At 59.2% G+C, this 18,767-nt stretch carries 13 protein-coding genes; 7 read left to right on the forward strand and 6 right to left on the reverse strand.

From position 1 onward, the window contains the following. The first annotated feature begins 482 nt into the window (after positions 1-482). Together EQV96_RS03845 and EQV96_RS03850 are read left to right on the forward strand one after the other, a co-directional pair. A complete protein-coding gene (locus tag EQV96_RS03845; RefSeq protein WP_095002397.1) occupies positions 483-1,199 on the forward strand; it encodes an HPP family protein in 717 nt (238 codons plus the stop codon). Positions 1,200-1,341: 142 nt separating this feature from the next. Beyond that, a complete protein-coding gene (locus EQV96_RS03850) occupies positions 1,342-2,418 on the forward strand; it encodes a GGDEF domain-containing protein (protein WP_095002396.1) in 1,077 nt (358 codons plus the stop codon). Between the two features lie 142 nt (positions 2,419-2,560). Here EQV96_RS03850 and EQV96_RS03855 read toward each other — a convergent pair whose 3' ends face one another. The 5 genes from EQV96_RS03855 to tpx form a co-directional block, all read right to left on the reverse strand. Beyond that, positions 2,561-3,994 (reverse strand): efflux transporter outer membrane subunit, encoded by a 1,434-nt coding sequence (locus tag EQV96_RS03855; RefSeq protein WP_095021211.1) that lies wholly within the window; start codon positions 3,992-3,994, stop codon positions 2,561-2,563. Continuing rightward, positions 3,991-7,098, reverse strand: a complete 3,108-nt coding sequence (locus EQV96_RS03860; RefSeq protein WP_095018856.1) for an efflux RND transporter permease subunit — start codon at positions 7,096-7,098, stop codon at positions 3,991-3,993. Before EQV96_RS03860 ends, EQV96_RS03855 begins: the two co-directional genes overlap by 4 nt. Continuing rightward, positions 7,095-10,196 carry an MdtB/MuxB family multidrug efflux RND transporter permease subunit gene (locus EQV96_RS03865; protein WP_095018855.1) on the reverse strand — a complete coding sequence of 1,034 codons (3,102 nt, stop codon included), beginning with the start codon at positions 10,194-10,196 and terminating at the stop codon, positions 7,095-7,097. The genes EQV96_RS03860 and EQV96_RS03865 overlap by 4 nt, the downstream gene beginning before the upstream one ends. Continuing rightward, positions 10,193-11,500, reverse strand: a complete 1,308-nt coding sequence (locus EQV96_RS03870) for an MdtA/MuxA family multidrug efflux RND transporter periplasmic adaptor subunit (RefSeq protein WP_095002392.1) — start codon at positions 11,498-11,500, stop codon at positions 10,193-10,195. Before EQV96_RS03870 ends, EQV96_RS03865 begins: the two co-directional genes overlap by 4 nt. A gap of 274 nt (positions 11,501-11,774) precedes the next feature. Beyond that, positions 11,775-12,275, reverse strand: a complete 501-nt coding sequence (gene tpx / locus EQV96_RS03875) for a thiol peroxidase (RefSeq protein WP_095002391.1) — start codon at positions 12,273-12,275, stop codon at positions 11,775-11,777. A 255-nt stretch (positions 12,276-12,530) separates the two neighbouring features. Between tpx and EQV96_RS03880 the strand changes: the two genes are divergently transcribed. Beyond that, the gene (locus EQV96_RS03880; RefSeq protein WP_095002390.1) at positions 12,531-13,322 is read left to right on the forward strand and encodes a hypothetical protein; all 792 of its coding nucleotides are present in this window, start codon (positions 12,531-12,533) and stop codon (positions 13,320-13,322) included. A 9-nt stretch (positions 13,323-13,331) separates the two neighbouring features. Next, positions 13,332-14,750, forward strand: a complete 1,419-nt coding sequence (locus EQV96_RS03885) for a DUF1254 domain-containing protein (protein WP_095018853.1) — start codon at positions 13,332-13,334, stop codon at positions 14,748-14,750. Positions 14,751-14,921: 171 nt separating this feature from the next. On the opposite strand, the gene EQV96_RS03890 is transcribed toward EQV96_RS03885, so the two are convergent. Next, the gene (locus tag EQV96_RS03890) at positions 14,922-15,590 is read right to left on the reverse strand and encodes a DUF3313 domain-containing protein (RefSeq protein ID WP_095018852.1); all 669 of its coding nucleotides are present in this window, start codon (positions 15,588-15,590) and stop codon (positions 14,922-14,924) included. A gap of 337 nt (positions 15,591-15,927) precedes the next feature. Here EQV96_RS03890 and ccoN point away from each other — a divergent pair, with 337 nt between their 5' ends. The 3 genes from ccoN to tal all read left to right on the forward strand — a co-directional run bounded on the left by ccoN (position 15,928) and on the right by tal (position 18,722). Continuing rightward, entirely contained in the window at positions 15,928-17,355 is a 1,428-nt protein-coding gene (gene ccoN, locus EQV96_RS03895) for a cytochrome-c oxidase, cbb3-type subunit I (protein ID WP_095021219.1), read from the forward strand. 57 nt (positions 17,356-17,412) lie between these two features. Further along, on the forward strand, positions 17,413-17,643 hold the full coding sequence (locus EQV96_RS03900; RefSeq protein WP_095021206.1) for a hypothetical protein: 231 nt from the start codon (positions 17,413-17,415) through the stop codon (positions 17,641-17,643). Between the two features lie 155 nt (positions 17,644-17,798). Next, complete coding sequence (gene tal, locus EQV96_RS03905) at positions 17,799-18,722, forward strand: transaldolase (RefSeq protein WP_095002385.1); 924 nt, start codon at positions 17,799-17,801, stop codon at positions 18,720-18,722. The last annotated feature ends 45 nt before the right edge of the window (positions 18,723-18,767 follow it).

Here is an 18,767-nt window from a genome sequence, read left to right on the forward strand (position 1 = left end):
TTTATAGCAAGAAATTCAATGCGCAGGCTGAAAATCCCCTGCCAGGTGCGATGACCCACAGCTGGTGGGTCATCTCTATATTGTTAAGGGCGAGACCCGCGCACCCGAACCGGGCACGCCGATAAAACCGCGAAATGCCCTGCTCGTAATAAAAGAACCACTGGCCAATACAGCCCTGCCGTGTGCAACCAGATCGAGCGACGTTTAGTAAGCAATGGGGTGCATGAGCGCGTATTGGGCCAACTTTTCATGGCTGGCTCGCCCGGGAAACCGGGCAGCCATGCCCAGGTAATGCTCCACCCCACCAAACATCAATTTAAATGCACTTAACCATCATTATTATGCATTTGCGTATTGGTTAACGGCTGGGCAGACTGCTCGCGTTCCTCCCCCAGATGAAGGAACATTTTCAAGGGCTTGCCGGTTAACCCGCCAGGCCCTTTTTTTACCTTCCTGCTTCACAAAACCGGATTTACCTGACCATGCAAACCCGCTGGATCAGCCGCCTATTGCCTGCGGCTACGAACACCCGCCCCACCGAATGGAGCCGTGCCGCCATTGGCGTGTCCCTTGGCACACTATTCAGTGTGTGGTTCTGCAGCCTGTTCTATGGCCTGCCCGTGGCCATGCACCTGATCGGCCCGTTGGGCGCTTCGGCCATTTTGCTGTTTGCCGTGTCCTCGGGTGCACTGGCGCAACCCTGGTCGATTGTCGGCGGCTATCTGTGCGCCACGGTCGTGTCGCTGGGGGTGGTGCATTTTCTTGGCCGCAGCCTCGACAGCGCGTGCCTGGCCGTAGGTCTGGCAATGATCAGCATGTGCCTGCTGCGCTGCCTGCACCCGCCTGCAGGTGCACTGGCGCTGCTGGTGGTACTGGCCGACCCGGACAGTGCCAGTCTTGGCTGGGGCATGCTTGCACCGGTGATGCTCGGCGCAGTGTGCATGCTGCTCGCGGCGCTGGCCTATAACAACCTGACCCGCGTGCGTTACCCGAAAAAACCGTCCGAGCCGAGCCCTGCGGCCAGCACCGATCAGGCACCGATCAACCCGGGCATCAGTGCTGAAGATTTGCACCATGCGTTGCAGCAAATGGACGCATTTATCGACGTTACCCCCGAAGATCTCGAAGAGTTGATTCGAGCCAGCGAGCTGCATGCGCGCCGGCGCAGTATCGGTGAAGTGTTCAGCCAGAACGGTTGAGCCTGGGGCGCTGCCTGCCCTGCTTGCCCTGTATCGATAAGCGCCCAACTCCTGCTAGGGTTAACGAGGTAACCTGGGCGGCAGACATGCTTGAGTGCCTGATCACCCGGATTCCGCCATCCGACAGTGATCAAGGCTCGCAATGCTCAAAACCATTGAAAATGAGATCTCGAAACAGGCCGCCCCGCCCGCCTTGCAAGCTGAATTTGCCCAACATGATTTCGAAAAGCTGCGCAATTTTTGCAGCCTGACCTATATCACCAGCATTGCTATCTGGTTACTGTTCAACCTGATTGTCAGCACCAAGGGCGGCCAGGGGTTTACCGGCCTGTCCCTGCTGTTTATCAGCGTCATGGTGGGGTTGACCATTATTCTGGGCTTTGTCGGCAATTACCGGCACTTCGATGTACTCAATACGGTTTTCGTAGCCATCATCACACTCGGTTTGCGCCTGATCATTTTCGGCCTGCCAGCCGAGACCCAGCCGATCTGGCTGGCACTCGCCACCTCAAGCATTCTTTATAGCGCGTCGGTGCTGCCGCTCAGCCGCTGGGCGTTTCTCGCCGTTGCCGCCATCAGCTGTGTCACCCTCAACCCTTTCCTGATGGCCGATGTCTCGGTCATGGATCTGCGCGGCTTGCTGATCCTCTGCTACTTCACCTTTTTGTGCAGCCTGACCACCTACAGTTTTTTCAAGCTGCGCCGGATCAAGCTGCACAATTACACCATGTCCAAGTTACTGGTGGCCCAGGCCTACATCGATGCCCTGACCGAGATCCCCAACCGGCGCTCTTTCATGCTTCAGGCCGGGCATGTACTGCTGACCCGCCCCAGGGAGCACGACCACTATCTGGCGATGATCGATATCGACAATTTCAAGAAGGTCAACGACCAGTACGGCCATGATATTGGCGATGAGGTGCTCAAGCGTACGGCCGCCAGCATCAAGGCAGTGATGGCTGATTTTGCGTACGCACGGCTGGGTGGTGAGGAGTTTGCCGTGTACCTGCCCGGCGTGCGCCGCGAAGACGTCGAAGTACTGGCGCAGAGCCTGTGTCGCCGGGTGCGTGAAGATCCCGACGCACACCCAGTGACCATCAGTATCGGCCTGGCCCGGGTCGAAGAGGAAGACACCCTCAACCAGGCGCTGGCCAAGGCCGACAAGGCGCTGTACGGCTCCAAGCATGACGGCAAGGACAGGTTTACGTTTTATTCGTGAGCGGCTGGCAGATCGGGGGATATAGCGTAATTCGGCGAGCTGGCCGTATTGAGCCGGATCAAAAGCCCCTCACCCTGGCCCTCTCCCAGAGGGAGAGGGAACCAAGAGCAAAAGCGGATCAAGCTGGGGTGAGGGGTCTGCGTCAGTCGCTCAACTCGGTATTGCCATCCCAGCCGCCACCCAGCGCCGCAATCAGTTGCACACTGGCAATCAGACGGCTCTGCAGCAAGTTAAGTACGCTGCGCTCGGTGCTCAGGGCTGTTGTTTGCACCGAAACCACGTCCAGGTAAGCAATCAAGCCCGCCTTGTACTGGTTACTGGTCAGGCGCAACGACTCGCGGGCCGACTCCAGTGCCTGCTCCTGTACCACCGACTCATCGCCCAGCACCTTCAACTGCACCATGTAGTTTTCCACTTCCCGCAGACCGTCGAGCACGGTCTGGCGATACTTGGCCACCGTCTGGTCATACACGGCTTCATTGCGATCGACTTCTGCCGAGCGCTGGCCACCATCGAACAACGGCAGGGAGATTTTCGGCCCCACCGACCAGAAGCGGTTGGGCACGCTGATCCAGTCCTGATACTGACTGCTGCTGTAGCCACCCGACAGGCTCAAACTGAAATCGGGGTAGTAAGCCGCCTTGGCTACACCAATGTTGGCGTTGGCAGCAATCACCGAGCGCTCCGCCGAAGCGATGTCAGGACGCCGCTCCAGCAGTTGCGACGGCAGGCTGACCGGGATCTGCGGCAACTTGGGTACGTTTTTAATTTCCGCCAGGTTGAACCCTGCTGGTGCTTGACCGGTGAGCACCGCTATTGCGTTTTCAAATTGCGCCCGCTGCCAGATCAGGTCGATCAGGCTGGCCTGGGTATTGCGCAACTGGGTTTGCGCCTGAGCCACCGCATCCTTGCCGGAAATTCCCGCACGGTACTGGTTTTCGCTCATTTTCAGTGAACGTTGATAGGCCTCGACCGTGGCTTCGAGCAAACGCTTCTGCTCATCGATCACCCGCAATTGCAGGTAGTTCTGCACCAGCTCCGACTGCTGGCTCAGGCGCATCGCCGCGAGGTCGGCCAGGCTGGCCTCGGCACTCGCCTCGTTGGCTTCCAGACCACGGCGCAACTTGCCCCAAACGTCGGCCTCCCAGCTCACCCCGACCTGGGCATTCAAGGTGTCCCGTATGCCGCTGCTGGAGCTGGTCAAGCTGGAGTTTGAGCTGCCGGTGCCCTGGCTGGAACGGGTCTTGCCCACGCTAAGGTCGGCGCTGGGCAGGAACGCCCCGCGCGCACTGCGCACCAAGGCCTGGGCCTGACGGAACTGGGCTTCAGACTGCGCAACGCTCTGGTTGGCACTGTTGAGTTTGTCGACCAGCGCATTGAGCTGCGGGTCGCCATAGAGCTCCCACCAGGCACCTCGGGCCAGTGAGTCGCTCGGATTGGCCTGGGTCCAGCCGGCTGCCTGCTTGTACTCAAGGGGCGCCGCCGTTTGCGGGCGCTGGTAGTCCGGGCCGATGGCACAGCCGCTAAGCAGCGCAACGGACAACGCCGGGGCAAGGAAAAACGAACGAGAGGTCATAGCGGAGTTTCCAGAGCAGCATCAGTGCGCACGCCGCGCCATTTGTTGAAGCGATGGCGCAGGCGGTCGAGATAGAGGTAAACCACAGGCGTGGTGTAAAGGGTCAGAATCTGGCTGAAGATCAGCCCGCCGATAATGGTCAGGCCCAGGGGCTGGCGCATTTCCGCGCCTTCGGCGCTGCTCAGCATCAGTGGCAAGGCACCGAGAATGGCCGCCAGGGTGGTCATCAGGATCGGCCTTAAACGTTGCAGGCAGGCACTGCGGATCGACGCTTGCGGGTCGAGGCCCGAATGACGTTCCAGTTGCAGGGCAAGATCGATCATCAAAATCGCGTTTTTCTTTACCACACCAATCAACAGGAACAGCCCCAGCAGTGAAATCAGGCTGAACTCCCCGCCCGTGAGGTAAATGCTCAACAACGCACCAACACCGGCAGACGGCAAGGTCGACAGAATGGTCAACGGGTGGATGTAACTCTCATAGAGAATCCCCAGTACCAGGTACACCGCTACCAAGGCGCCAAGAATCATGAACGGCTGGCTTTTTTGCGTGGCGGCAAAAGCATCGCCCGTACCGGCCATTTTCACGATCACTTCTTCCGGCAGACCGAGCTTGGCCACCGCCCGTTCAATGGCTGCCGTACCCTGCTCCAGGGTGACACCGGGGGCCAGGTCGAACGCAATGCTCTCCGAGGCGAACTGGCCCTCGTGGGATACCCGGTCGTTCTGCAGGCTGTTCTCATAGTGGGCAATGGCCGACAGCGGAATACGCTGGCCATCGGCGGTTATCACCTGCACCTGATTCAGGGTTTCGGGGTCCTGGGCGTACTTGGGGTTGACCTCCATCACCACCTGATACTGGTTCAGGCTGTCGTAGATGGTGGAAATCTGCCGCTGGCTGTAGGCGTTGTTGAGCACGGCAGTGACCATGTCCATATCCACCCCCAGGCGCTTGGCCTGGTCGCGATCAACCACCAGGGTCACCTGCTGGGCACCGCGGCCTTCACGGGCATCGATAGCGGTCAGCTCAGGCAATGCCTTGAACGCGGCCACCACTTTTGGATACCAGGTGCGCAACTCGCCCAGATCGCCGCTTTGCAGGATGTAGGAGTACTGCGAGCTGGTCTGGTCACGCCCACCGCCAAACTGCAGGTCCTGGTCGGCCATCAGCATCAGGCGGCCGCCGGGCACTTTGGGCATGCTCTCGCGCAGCCGTTCGATGACCTTTTGCGCCGACACCTTGCGTTCCGAGATCGGCTTGAGACGCACGATCATAAAGGCGTTGTTGGTGCCGCCATTGCCGCCAATAAAACCGGCGACGCTCTCTACCGCAGGATCGGCCAGCACCGCCTTGCGGAAGATTTCCATCTTCGGCTGCATCACGCTGAACGACAGGCCGTCGTCACCGCGCACAAAACCGATCAGTTGCCCGGTGTCCTGTTGCGGCATAAAGGTTTTCGGCACCACCACATACAGCGCCACGTTAACGCCAATGGTCACCAGCAGGCTGAGCAATGTCAGGCGCTTGTGCCGCAGCACCCAGTCCAGGCTGCGTGCATAGCCGCTGACCATGCGCTGGTTAAGGCGGATGCTCCAGCGCTGCATGGCGTTTTCCGTGCCCGGCACATGGGGTTTTAGCCAGCGTGCGCAAAGCATGGGCGTGAGGGTCAGGGACACCACCAGCGACACCACGATCGAAGCGGCCAGGGTGATGGAAAACTCGCGGAACAAGCTCTCGACAATCCCGCCCATAAACAGGATCGAGAGGAACACTGCTACCAGTGACACGTTCATCGAGAGCAGGGTAAAACCGACTTCCTTGGCGCCCAGCATGGCCGCTTTCATGGGCGCCACACCGGCGTCGATATGCCGCGAGATGTTCTCCAGCACCACGATGGCGTCGTCCACCACCAGCCCGGTGGCCAAAATCAGCGCCATCAGCGACAGGTTGTTCAGCGAGAAGCCGTAGAGGTACATGATGGCAAAAGTGCCCACCAACGACACCGGCACCGCCAGCGTCGGAATCAGCGAAGCGCGGAAATTGCCGAGGAACAGGAACACCACCAGAATCACCAGCGCCACGGCGATCAGCAGGGTCATTTCGGCCTCGTGCAGCGTAGCCTTGATCACCGGTGAACGGTCCATGGCCAGGTTCAGCTGCACGCTTGCCGGCAGCACCGCCTGCAAGGCCGGCAACTGGGCCTTGATCGCGTTCACGGTCTCGATGATATTGGCCCCGGCCTGGCGGTTGACCACCAGCAGCACCGCCGCATCGTTATTGAAAAAACCGCTGTTGTAACGGTCTTCAACACTGTCCTTGACCTTGGCCACATGGCTCAGGCGCAGCGCCGCGCCATCCTGGTAACGGATGATCAGCGGTTCGTAGTCCTTGGCCTTTTCCAGCTGGTCGTTGGCCTGGATCTGCCAGTTGCGCTCGCCATCGGACACTGCGCCCTTGGGCCGGCGCACGTTGGCATTGGCAATGGTGTTGCGCACGTCATCCAGCGAGACGCCGTACTGGTTGAGCAGTTGCGGTTCCAGCTCGATGCGCACGGCGGGCAGCGAGCTGCCGCCAATCTGCACTTCACCTACACCCGGCACCTGGGACAGGCTTTGCGAAAGAATGGTCGAGGCCAGGTCATAGAGCTGGCCCTTGGACAACACCTCGGAGGTCAGCGATAACACCATGATCGGTGCTTGCGAGGGGTTGATCTTCTTGTAGGTGGGCATGCTTTTCATGCCGCTGGGCAGCAGGTTGCGCGAGGCGTTGATCGCCGCCTGCACCTCCCGCGCCGCGCCGTTGATGTCGCGGTCCTGATCGAACTGCAAAATCACCCGGGTCGAGCCCTGGCTTGAATTGCTGCTCATGGTATTGACCCCGGCAATCGCACCGAAGGCCCGCTCAAGCGGCGTGGCCACGGTAGATGCCATCACCTCGGGGCTGGCCCCGGGCAAACTGGCCGACACCACGATCACCGGGAAATCCATTTGCGGCAACGGCGACACCGGCAGCAAACCAAAGCTCACCCCGCCCAGCAACATGATTGCCAGGCTCAGCAGCATGGTGGCTACCGGGCGTTTGATAAACGGGCCGGACAGGTTCATACCGACGCCTGCTCAGCCTGGGCCGCATCACCGCGCCAGCGACGCCCCAAACGATCGAAGTACAGATAGATCACGGGGGTAGTAAACAGGGTCAAGACCTGACTCACCAGCAAACCACCGACCATCACCAGACCCAGGGGCTGGCGCAATTCTGCCCCGGAACCGGTGGCCAGCATCAGCGGTACGGCACCAAACAACGCTGCCAGGGTGGTCATCAGGATCGGCCGGAAGCGCAACAGTGCCGCCTGATAGATCGCCTGCTCCGGTGCCATGCCCTGGTTACGCTCGGCGTCGAGGGCGAAGTCGATCATCATGATTGCGTTTTTCTTGACGATACCGATCAGCAGGATGATGCCGATAATCGCAATCATGCCCAGGTCATTGCCGCTGAGGATCAGCGCCAGCAAGGCACCCACTGCTGCCGATGGCAGGGTGGAGAGAATGGTGATCGGGTGGATGTAGCTCTCATAGAGCACCCCCAGCACGATATACATGGTCACCACCGCCGCCAGAATCAGCAGCAAAGTGCTCGACAACGAAGCCTGGAACGCCTGCGCGGCACCCTGGAATTCGGTCTTGACCCCCACCGGCATGCCGATGTCCTTCTGCACCTGATCGATCAGTTCCACGGCCTGGCCCAATGCCACGCCAGGCGCAAGGTTGAACGAGACCATTACCGAAGGGAACTGGCCGATATGGGAAATGGCCAGTTGTGCCTGACGCTCCTCGACCCGGGCCAGGCTCGACAGCCGCACCTGGCCACCATCGGTGGTCTTGACGTGGATCTGATCCAGCGCCTGCGGGCCGATTTTCTCGCCGTCCTTGGCCTGCAAGACCACGCGGTACTGGCTGGCCTGGGTGTAAATGGTCGAAATCTGCCGCTGACCGAAAGCGTCATACAGGGCATCGGTAATATTGGCCACCGACACGCCCAGGCGTGATGCCGCATCGCGGTCGATCACCAGGTATACCTGCAGACCCTTGTCCTGCAGGTCACTGGCCACATCGACCAGTTCAGGCTGATTGGACAACGCGGTGACCAGTTTCTGCGTCCAGGTGCTGAGCATGTCAGCATCCGGGGATGACAGGCTGAACTGGTACTGGGTACGGCTGACGCGGTCTTCGATGGTCAGGTCCTGCACCGGCTGCATAAACAGGCGGATGCCCGACAGCTTGTCCAGTTGCGGCTGCAGCCGCGCAATCACCTCGATGGCACTGTCGCTGCGCTCGCTGTGGGGCTTGAGGTTGATCAGCATGCGACCGCTGTTGAGGGTCGGGTTATCCCCGTCCACGCCAATATAGGAGGACAGGCTCTCGACATCCGGGTCTTGCAGAATGATCTTGCCCAGCTCCTGCTGACGCTGACTCATGGCACTGAACGAAATCGATTGCGGCGCCTCGGAAATGCCCTGGATCACCCCGGTGTCCTGCACCGGGAAAAAGCCCTTGGGCACCACCATATACAGGAACACGGTCAAGGCCAGTGTACCGATGGCCACCAGCAGGGTCAGCGGCTGGTGCTTGAGCACCCACTGCAACATGCGCCCGTACTCGGCGATCATCCAGTCGATAAACGCGCCGCTGGCACGGTAGAAACGCCCCTGCTCTTCAGGCTTGGGCTCGGCCTTGAGCAGGCGCGCGCACATCATCGGGGTCAGGGTCAGCGAGACCACCAGCGAGATCAGGATCGCCACCGCCAGGGTGATGGCAAATTCGCGGAACAGGCGCCCCACTACATCGGCCATAAACAGCAGCGGGATCAATACCGCGATCAGCGACAGGGTCAGCGAGATCAGGGTGAAGCCGATCTGTTTGGCGCCCTTGAGCGCCGCCTGCATCGGGCTGTCACCTTCCTCGATATAGCGCGAGATGTTCTCCAGCATGACGATGGCATCATCGACCACAAAGCCGGTGGCGATGGTCAGGGCCATCAGCGTCAGGTTGTTGATGGAAAACCCGGCCAGGTACATCACGCCAAAGGTGCCGACCAGCGACAGCGGTACGGCAATCGACGGAATGAGGGTGGCGCTGGCCCTGCGCAGAAACAGGAAGGTCACCATCACCACCAGGGCGATGGCGATCAGCAATTCATGCTGCACATCGCGCACTGAGGCGCGAATGGTTTGTGTACGGTCGGTCAGCACCGTGACATCGATGCCGGCGGGCAGGTTGTCGGTAATGCTTGGCAGCAGTGCCTTGATCCGGTCCACCACCTCAATCACGTTGGCACCGGGCTGGCGCTGGATATTGAGCAGCACCGCCTGGTTTTCGTTGGCCCAGGCTGCGAGGCGCTCGTTCTCGGCGCCGTCGACAATTTCGGCCACGTCCTTGAGTCGCAGCGGTGCGCCGTTGTTATAGGCAAGAATCAGTTCGGCGTATTCTTGCGGGGTTTTCAGCTGGTCATTGGCGTCCAGCATCGACACCCGGGTAGGGCCGTCGAAGTTACCCTTGGGCTGGTTGACGTTGGACGCGCCGATCAGGGTGCGCACATCGGCCAGGTTCAGGCCATTGGCAGCCAGCGCTTCAGGGTTGACCTTGATCCGCACCGCCTGGCGTTGCCCGCCAGCGATGCTGACCATGCCCACGCCGCTGATCTGGGCAATTTTTTGCGCCATGCGCGTATCGACCAGGTCATTGAGCTTGGGCAACAGCATGGTTTTGGAGCTGATGGCCAGGGTCAGTACCGGGGTATCCGCCGGGTTGACCTTGTTGTACACCGGCGGTGCCGGCAAATCCTTGGGCAGCAGGTTGCTGGCGGCGTTGATCGCAGCCTGCACCTGTTGCTCGGCAACATCCATATTGATGTCGAGATTGAAACGCAGGGTCAGTACCGAAGCACCACCGGAACTGGTGGAGGCCATCTGCGTAAGCCCCGGCATTTGCCCGAACTGACGCTCAAGTGGTGCCGTCACTGCACTGGTCATCACATCCGGGCTGGCCCCGGGGTACAGGGTCATCACGCGGATGGTCGGGTAATCCACCTGGGGCAAGGCCGATACCGGCAGCAAGCGATAGGCGATGATCCCGGACAACACGATGGCCAGCATGCACAGCGTGGTTGCAACCGGGCGCAGGATAAACAGGCGCGACAGGTTCATTCGCGGGCCTTGGACTTGGTGTTGTGCGCGGCCGGGGTGGCATCGGTATCGGCACCGCCATCGAGCAGTTGCCCGGCAGCCGTTTCCGGTACGTCGGCACTGTCGTTGACCACTTCCACCGCGCCACCATCACGCAGACGGTCGGTACCTTCGAGTACTACACGATCACCGGGCTTGAGGCCTTCTTCGATCACGGTCACATCGCCATCGGTGGCACCCACTTTAATGCTGCGAATCTTGACCTTGTTGTCACCGTCCATGGCATACACGAACGAGCCGTTGGTGCCGTACTGAATCGCTGCAGTGGGAGCCAGCACCACGTTTTCAAGGGTGTCGGCCAACAGGCGTACATTGACAAACTGGTTAGGGAACAGCGCCTGATCGCGGTTCTCGAACAATGCCTTGAACTTCAGGGTACCGGTGGTGATATCAATCTGATTGTCGATGCTGCTCAACACACCGACTGCCAGCTCTTTGGTATCGCCACGATTCCAGGCCTGCACCGGCATTTTCGCGCCGCTGCGATAACGCTCAAGGACCAGCGCCAGGTTGGTCTCGGGCAAGGTGAAACTGACCACAATCGGCTCGGTCTGGGTGATCACCACCAAGGCCGTGGCGTCGTTGGCAGCTACCAGATTACCGACGTCCAGCTGACGCAGGCCCACACGGCCGCTGATCGGTGCGCGGATCTTGGTGAAATCCAGGTTCAGCCTCGCATCGTTGACCGCCGCCTGATTGGTCTTCACCGTGCCCTGATATTGGCTGACCAGCGCTTCGGCGGTGTCCAGGGTCTGTTTGGCGATACTGTCCTCGGCGTACAGCCCGCGGTAGCGCTGCACATCAACCTGGGCATTTTTCAGCTGGGCCTGGTTCTGCAGCAACGTGCCTTCGGCTTGCAGCAGGGCATTTTGATAACTGCGCGGGTCGATCTCAGCCAGCAGTTCGCCTGCCTTGACCATCTGCCCTTCCTTGAAATAGACCTTGACCAGTTCCCCTGCTACACGGCTGCGCACATTGATGGTGTTCAATGCGGTCACTGTGCCCAGCGCCTTGTAGTAAATCGGGAAATCGCCCTGCGTTACTTCCGACACCCGCACCGGCACGGGCTGGGTCGAGCCACCAAAGCCCGGGCGCATCATGCCCGAGCGACCGGTGTGCCCGGCGGGCTGATCGGTCGCAGCTTTTTTTGCGGCAGACGGCCATAGCCACCAGCACAGGCCAAGGACTATCAGCAAGACCAGCAGGCCAAACAGCCAGAAACGGGATTTGTGGGAAACAGAGGATTGCATGGAGTGATCAACCATTAGCGCGAGCGATAATTTTCAGGAGGTGGAACGATAAGCAGTGCGGGCCGTTATGAAAAGGCTCTTTACCCGCTATTTACGTTATAGAGATGGCATTGAGATGAAGATCGACGAAATCTGTGGAATCTGTGTGGGAGCGAGCCTGCTTGCGAAGGCAGCCGACGATGGTGCTTGAAGATTTCGCGAGCAGGCTCGCTCCCACCGATCAACAGGTCGTACAAAAAAAACGGCCTGGCACTTAAGTGCCAGGCCGCTTCAGGTCTTGCAGTACGACTTACTTCAAAACAGCCAGGGCTGCTTCGTAGTTTGGCTCTTCAGCGATTTCTTTAACCAGCTCGCTGTGCAGCACGTTGTCGTTTTCGTCCAGCACCACCACCGCACGGGCAGTCAGGCCGGCCAACGGGCCATCAGCGATTGCCACGCCGTAGTTCTCGATAAACTCGCGGCCGCGCAGGGTCGACAGGTTTTGCACGTTTTCCAGGCCTTCAGCACCGCAAAAGCGGGCCTGGGCGAATGGCAGGTCAGCCGAGATGTTCAGCACAACGGTGTTCGGCAAAGCGTTGGCTTCGGCGTTGAATTTGCGTACCGAAGTAGCGCAGGTTGGCGTATCAACGCTTGGGAAGATGTTCAGCACTTTGCGCTTGCCGGCAAAGCTCGCCAGTGTTGCATCGGACAAATCACCCGCAACCAGCGAAAACGCTGGTGCCTTGGAACCTACTGCAGGCAATTCGCCGTTGACTTGAACAGGGTTGCCTTTAAGCGTCACTTGAGCCATGAACGATGTCCTTTTTGACAGGTTGTTGAAGAGGCCGAAGTTAAACATGAATCAGCCGGGCTGACCTATGGATCGAACAAAAAATCTTATGCTCTGCGGCACTAAAAGACGATTCCTACAAGGCGCCATGCACCGCAGTTATTAGCTGTATTTTTGTGCCCGGGTGCGCAAAAAAGACGCAAATAGCCCCGACATAAGCGCCAGTTCCCTGCCAACTGCTAGCGTACATGGCTAGCGCCCAAGGAACAGGATCGCATGCCCATCACTCGCCTTGCCTCAAGTCTGTTGCTCACCCTGGCCCTGTACCCGGCTGCCGATGCATTGGCAGATAATGCCGAGACCGCCAACAAGAGCAACAACCCGCTGAATCTGGCCCCGGGGGTCAATCTGCAGGACTACTACACGCCGCAGGTGTACGACAGCAATATCCACACCAATGACGCCCTGCTGCGCGGCGCCCTGCCCGTGGCACCCAACGACGTTATCGGTGTACCGCAACTGTTGCGCGTGACGCTTCCGGTCAGCACCCGTCCAGACCCGCACGGTGGCTACAGCACCGGGATCGGCGACCTCAACCTGTTCGATATTTTCCTGCTCAAAACCGAAGGCGTGCAATTGGGCATTGGCCCGCAGATAACCGCACCCACTGCCGAGCATGACGAACTGGGCACCGGCAAGTGGCAAGCCGGCCTGGCGGCCATTGCCATCGATGCTTCGCCACGGGGCCTGCTGGGCGCACTGGTGCAGTATCAAAGCTCGTTTGCCGGGGACAGCGACCGCCAGCATGTCGAGAGCGCCACGTTCCAGCCCTTTATCATCCACAACCTGCCCAAGGGGTGGTATTTGCGCTCCACCGGCACCTGGACCTGGGACCTGAAAAACAACACCCACTACATCCCCGTCGGGCTGGGCGTGGGCAAGGCCTGGAAAGCCGGAAGCAACATCCTCAATGCCTTCGTTGAGCCGCAATGGACCGTGGAACGCAAGGGCGACGACCTGCCCCAGTTCACCCTGTTTGCCGGGATCAACGTCACCTTCGGAAAATAGGAACCTGCCATGCACATAAAGCCACCCGCCTGTCTGCTCGCTGCCTGCCTCTCCTTGGGGGCGGGCAATGCTGACGCCATCAATTTCAGTGCCTCACCCACCGAGGCTGCCAGCATCGCCAGGGAGGCCTACCTGTACGGCTTCCCCGTGGTGGAAATGTACAAGACCCTCTACACCCAGGCCGTGGACACGCAGGGCAAAAACTTCAAGGCGCCGTTCAATGAAATCGGCAATACCGCCATGGTATTTACCCCCAGGGATACCGCATTCGTGACGCCCAACTCGGACACGCCCTACTCATTCCTGTGGATGGACCTGCGTGCAGAGCCGCTGGTTCTGACCCTGCCTGCCATCGAGGACGGCCGCTACTACTCGACGCAACTGATCGACCTGTACACACAAAACTTCGCGTACCTGGGCACCCGCACCACAGGCAATAAAGGCGGCAATTACATGATCGCCGGGCCTGGCTGGACAGGGGAAAAACCGGCCGGTATCGACGCCGTGATTCCCAGCGAGAGTGCCATTGCCTACGGCCTGTACCGCACCCAGTTGTTCGATGACAAAGACCTGGCCAAGGTCAAGCACATCCAGAGCGGTTACAAGGTCCGGCCCCTGAGCCAGTTCCTGGGCAAACCCACGCCAGCTGCGGCGCCCGCCGTGGACTGGCCCGCACCTGTTGCCGATATGAGCGACAGCCCCGAGCTGTTCAGGTACCTGAGTTTCATGCTCGCGTTTGCCCAGCCCCAGCCCAGCGAAGCGGCATTGCGCGAGCGTTTCAGGAAAATCGGGATTGAACCGGGCCAGCCCTTCAACCTCAATGAACTGACCCTTGAGCAGCGCACTTCACTGGAGGATGGAATTGCGGCAGGCAAAGCCGAGTTCGCACAATTCAAGCATGACAAGGTAGACACCCATAAAATCACCAGCGGTGACCTGTTCGGCTCCCGCGAACACCTGAACAACAATTACCTGTACCGCTATGCGGGCGCCAATATGGGGATTTTCGGCAACTCGGCCGCGGAGGCCAATTACATCGGTTACTTCGTCGACAATCAGCAGCACCCTGTCGACGCCTCCAGGGATCGCTACACCCTGCATTTCAACAAGGATGCACTGCCGCCCGCCAATGCGTTCTGGTCGCTGACAATGTATGACGGCAAAACCAAACTGCTGGTCGAAAACCCGATCAATCGCTACCTGATCAACTCGCGCATGCTGTCAGATCTCAAACGCAACGCTGATGGCAGCTTGACTCTGTATGTGCAGAACCAGCCGCCCGCCGGGGAGTGGCTAAACAACTGGCTGCCAGCACCTGACGGACCGTTTTATGGTGTATTGCGCATTTACATGCCCAAGCCCGAGGTCGCCAGCGGTGCATGGAAAATGCCCTTGCTAACGCCGGTGGTTAGCCAAACAGCTCCGTAGCAGCTGCCGAAGGCTGCGTCCGCGTAGTGCGGCCTTCGTAATGCCAGGGTGCACGGTATGGTCGTAGAACCTTGGATTCAGGTTCTACGACGGCTACACCGCCGAACGCAGCCTCTCTCCGCTCGTCAGCTGCTACGCAATATCCGGGTCTGGCGGCTACACCGGGTACGTTTACTTGTTGAGTTTCAAATACGACTGATGCAAGTCCGAAGCCCAGGTATCGATCACGTTTTTCACGTCATCGGCCTTCATCGCCTGGCTGGCATTGGCCAGGGGCTTGCCTGTGCCCTTGCGCACTACCTGGGCCACTACATCCTGGCTTTTCCCGTCGATAAACACCGCCTCGGTGGCCAGTTGGGTTTCCTGGTCGCGGATCCCCGACGCTGTGCTCACCGCAGCCGCCACCAGCGCTACCGGAATGTACTCATACGGTGCCAGGCTTTCGGTTTCACTGCTCACCGCAGTGATGGCTGCACGCACCACAATCACGCCCGGCCCAGGGGCACTTGCCAGTGGCAATGATTTACTCAGTTCGCGCTTGAGCGCCTGGTCGTAATACTGGGTAATACCATTGAGGGTGCTTTGCGGGATCTTTTCTGTCGGTTTTGGCGCCGGATATAACTGGGTCGGCTCGATATACACGCTGGTGTACTGTCCTGGCTTCAGTTTGGGGTCAATCCAGCGCATCACCTCAGCACCAGAGGGCGACTTGGCCTCTTTGAGGCGGCTGTAATCCTTCAAGAATCCGGAATATTCGTCAGGTTGCTGGACCTTGCTCGCACAACCGACCATCCCGATTGATGCAATGCACAACGTACCGATCATTAGACCAAGCTTCATTCTGTAGCTCCTGTAGGGGGCGCAGCCGTAGAAACGCGCCCTATAGGTATAGCCAAGCATTGAACAATCGCCGCAGAACCCGAATTGATCCGACGGCGATTGTGATCGAATGCTCAATACACATCGGCATACTTTTTACAGCTCAGTTCTATTTGGCTGTCAAGAAACACTCTAAAACCAGATCAGATGGGTAAATATTCGCCTGATCCAGCGCAAAATTGTGATCTGCATTAATTCTCGTTTTCTGAATCTGTTTTGTTTTTGCCCTGATTCCTAAAGTTCCCCCTGCGCCAGACCATGAGGCCTGGCAGGACTTTGAACCGTGGAAGACTTGAGCATGAGCACAGCACTGAACGGGCAGGCCTATAACTACAAGGTCGTCCGCCAATTCGCCATCATGACCGTGGTATGGGGCGTTGTCGGCATGGCCATGGGCGTGTGGATCGCCTCACAACTGGCCTGGCCGCAGATGAACCTCGACCTGCCCTGGACCACCTTCGGCCGCCTGCGCCCGCTGCATACCAGCCTGGTGATTTTCGGCTTTGCCGGCAGCGCGCAATTTGCCGCCAGCTACTACGCCGTACAGCGTACCTGCGGGGTGCGGTTGTATTCGGACAAACTCGCAGCCTTCACTTTTTGGGGCTGGCAGTCGGTGATCGTGATCATGCTGGTCACCCTGCCCCTGGGCTACACCACAACCAAGGAATACGCCGAAATCGAATTCACCGGCGCAGTCTGGCTGACGGTGGTATGGGTGGCCTACGCCATCGTGTTTTTCACCACGGTGGTACGCCGCAAAAGCAAGCACATCTATGTCGGCAACTGGTTTTTTGGCGCCTTTATCCTGGTGATCGCCATGCTCCATGTGGTCAACCACCTGGCCATTCCGGTGGACTGGTTTAAATCATATCCGGTGTACTCCGGCGCTACCGATGCCATGGTGCAGTGGTGGTACGGGCATAACGCCGTAGGTTTCTTCCTGACCACCGGTTTTCTGGGGATGATGTACTACTTCGTGCCCAAACAAGTTGGCAAGCCGATCTACTCCTATCGCCTGTCGATTGTGCATTTCTGGGCACTGATCACTCTCTATATCTGGGCCGGTCCGCACCACTTGCACTACACCGCCTTGCCCGACTGGGCGCAGTCTCTGGGCATGGCCATGTCGATCATCCTGCTGGCACCCAGTTGGGGCGGCATGATCAACGGCATGATGACTCTCTCGGGCGCCTGGCATAAATTGCGCACCGACCCGATCCTGCGTTTTCTGGTGCTGTCCCTGGCGTTCTACGGCATGTCGACCTTTGAAGGCCCGATGATGGCGATCAAGACCGTCAACGCCCTCTCCCACTACACCGACTGGACCATCGGTCATGTCCACGCCGGTGCCCTGGGCTGGGTGGCAATGATCACCTTTGGCGCGCTGTACCACATGATCCCGAAAATCTTCGGCCGCGAGCAGATGTACAGCACCAGCCTGATCAACCTGCACTTCTGGCTGGCCACCATCGGCACGGTGCTCTACATCGCCTCGATGTGGGTCAATGGCATCACCCAGGGTCTGATGTGGCGAGCTATCAACGATGACGGCACGCTGACTTATTCGTTTGTGGAATCGTTGCAGGCCAGCCACCCGGGCTTCGTAGTTCGCCTGGTGGGCGGATTGTTCTTCCTCTGCGGCATGTTGCTCATGGCCTGGAACGTCTGGCGCACGGTGCGTGCAGGCAACCTCAAGCAGGCCGAACTGACCGCACACATCGCCTGACCACGCTGCACCGCAAGCCCCAGGGCCTGCGGTGCCCTACAGCAAGGAACCTTGCCCATGCTCGACATCGCCCTCAACAGCGCCGCGGTTATCAGCCTTTACTTTGCCGTAGGCTGGTGCCTGAAACACAAGACCGAAAACGACCTCGACGACGCCAGCCTGATTCCCTTTGCCGATGACCCGGAAGTAGCACGCCGGGTCGAGCTGGCCACCGGCAAAACCGTCAGCGCCGTGCAGACCGCCGAACCAGAGCTGCGCAAGCCGGGATGGGGCACGCTCGACCTGTGAAAGCAGGGTAATGGCACTGCGACAGATTAAATCTGCACCATTAGTTGCACTGCGGGCGTATTCAACGGCATTCTGCCACTTACCGTTCAACGAACTAATGATCGAAGACGCACTCAATCTGTACTGCCATTAATACCTTTCCGACAGAGACGCTCATGACTTCCAAGCTGGAACAACTCAAGCAGTTCACCACCGTGGTCGCAGACACCGGCGACCTCGACGCGATTACCCGCCTCAAACCCGTGGATGCAACCACCAACCCGTCGCTGCTGCTCAAGGCCGCCGCGATGCCCGGCTACGCAGAACTGCTGCAAAACGCCATCAGCCACGCCAAAGGTGATGTAGGTCAGGCCTGCGACCACTTCGCGGTGTCTGTGGGTAGCGGTATCTTGAACGTGATTCCGGGGCGCATTTCCACTGAAGTCGACGCCCGCCTGTCGTTCGACGAGCCTGCCCTGCTGCAAAAAGCCCACCAGTTGATCGAGCTTTACGACAAGGCCGGTGTAGGTCGCGACCGCGTGCTGATCAAGCTGGCCTCGACCTGGGAAGGCATCCGCGCTGCCGAGAAACTGGAAAAGGACGGCATTCAAACCAACCTGACCCTGCTGTTCTCGTTTGCCCAGGCCGCTGCCTGTGCCGATGCCGGGGTGTTCCTGATCTCGCCGTTCGTGGGTCGGATTTACGACTGGTACAAGAAGTCCACCGGCATTGACTACACCGGCTCCGATGATCCGGGCGTGCAGTCCGTGACCCGCATCTACAACTACTACAAGGCCAACGGCTATAACACCGTGGTGATGGGCGCGAGCTTTCGCAACCTTAACCAGATCGAACAGCTGGCCGGCTGCGACCGCCTGACCATCAGCCCCGACCTGCTGGAAAAACTGGCATTGGACGACGGCAAACTGGAACGCAAACTGGCTCCGGGCAATAAAGGCGAACCACGCCTGAGCCTGAACGAAGCACAATTCCGCTGGGCCTCCAACGAAGATGCCATGGCCACCGAAAAACTGGCCGAAGGCATCCGCCAATTCGCCCGTGACCAGGAAAAGCTGGAAGCACTGCTGTCAGGTAAATAACTTCATCTTGTGGGAGCAAGCCTGCTAGCGAAATGCCCTTCGCGA

Origin of the sequence: Pseudomonas sp. TMW22080, assembly GCF_022496745.1 — a bacterium.
In the GTDB taxonomy this organism is placed as follows: Bacteria; Pseudomonadota; Gammaproteobacteria; order Pseudomonadales; family Pseudomonadaceae; genus Aquipseudomonas; species Aquipseudomonas bubulae.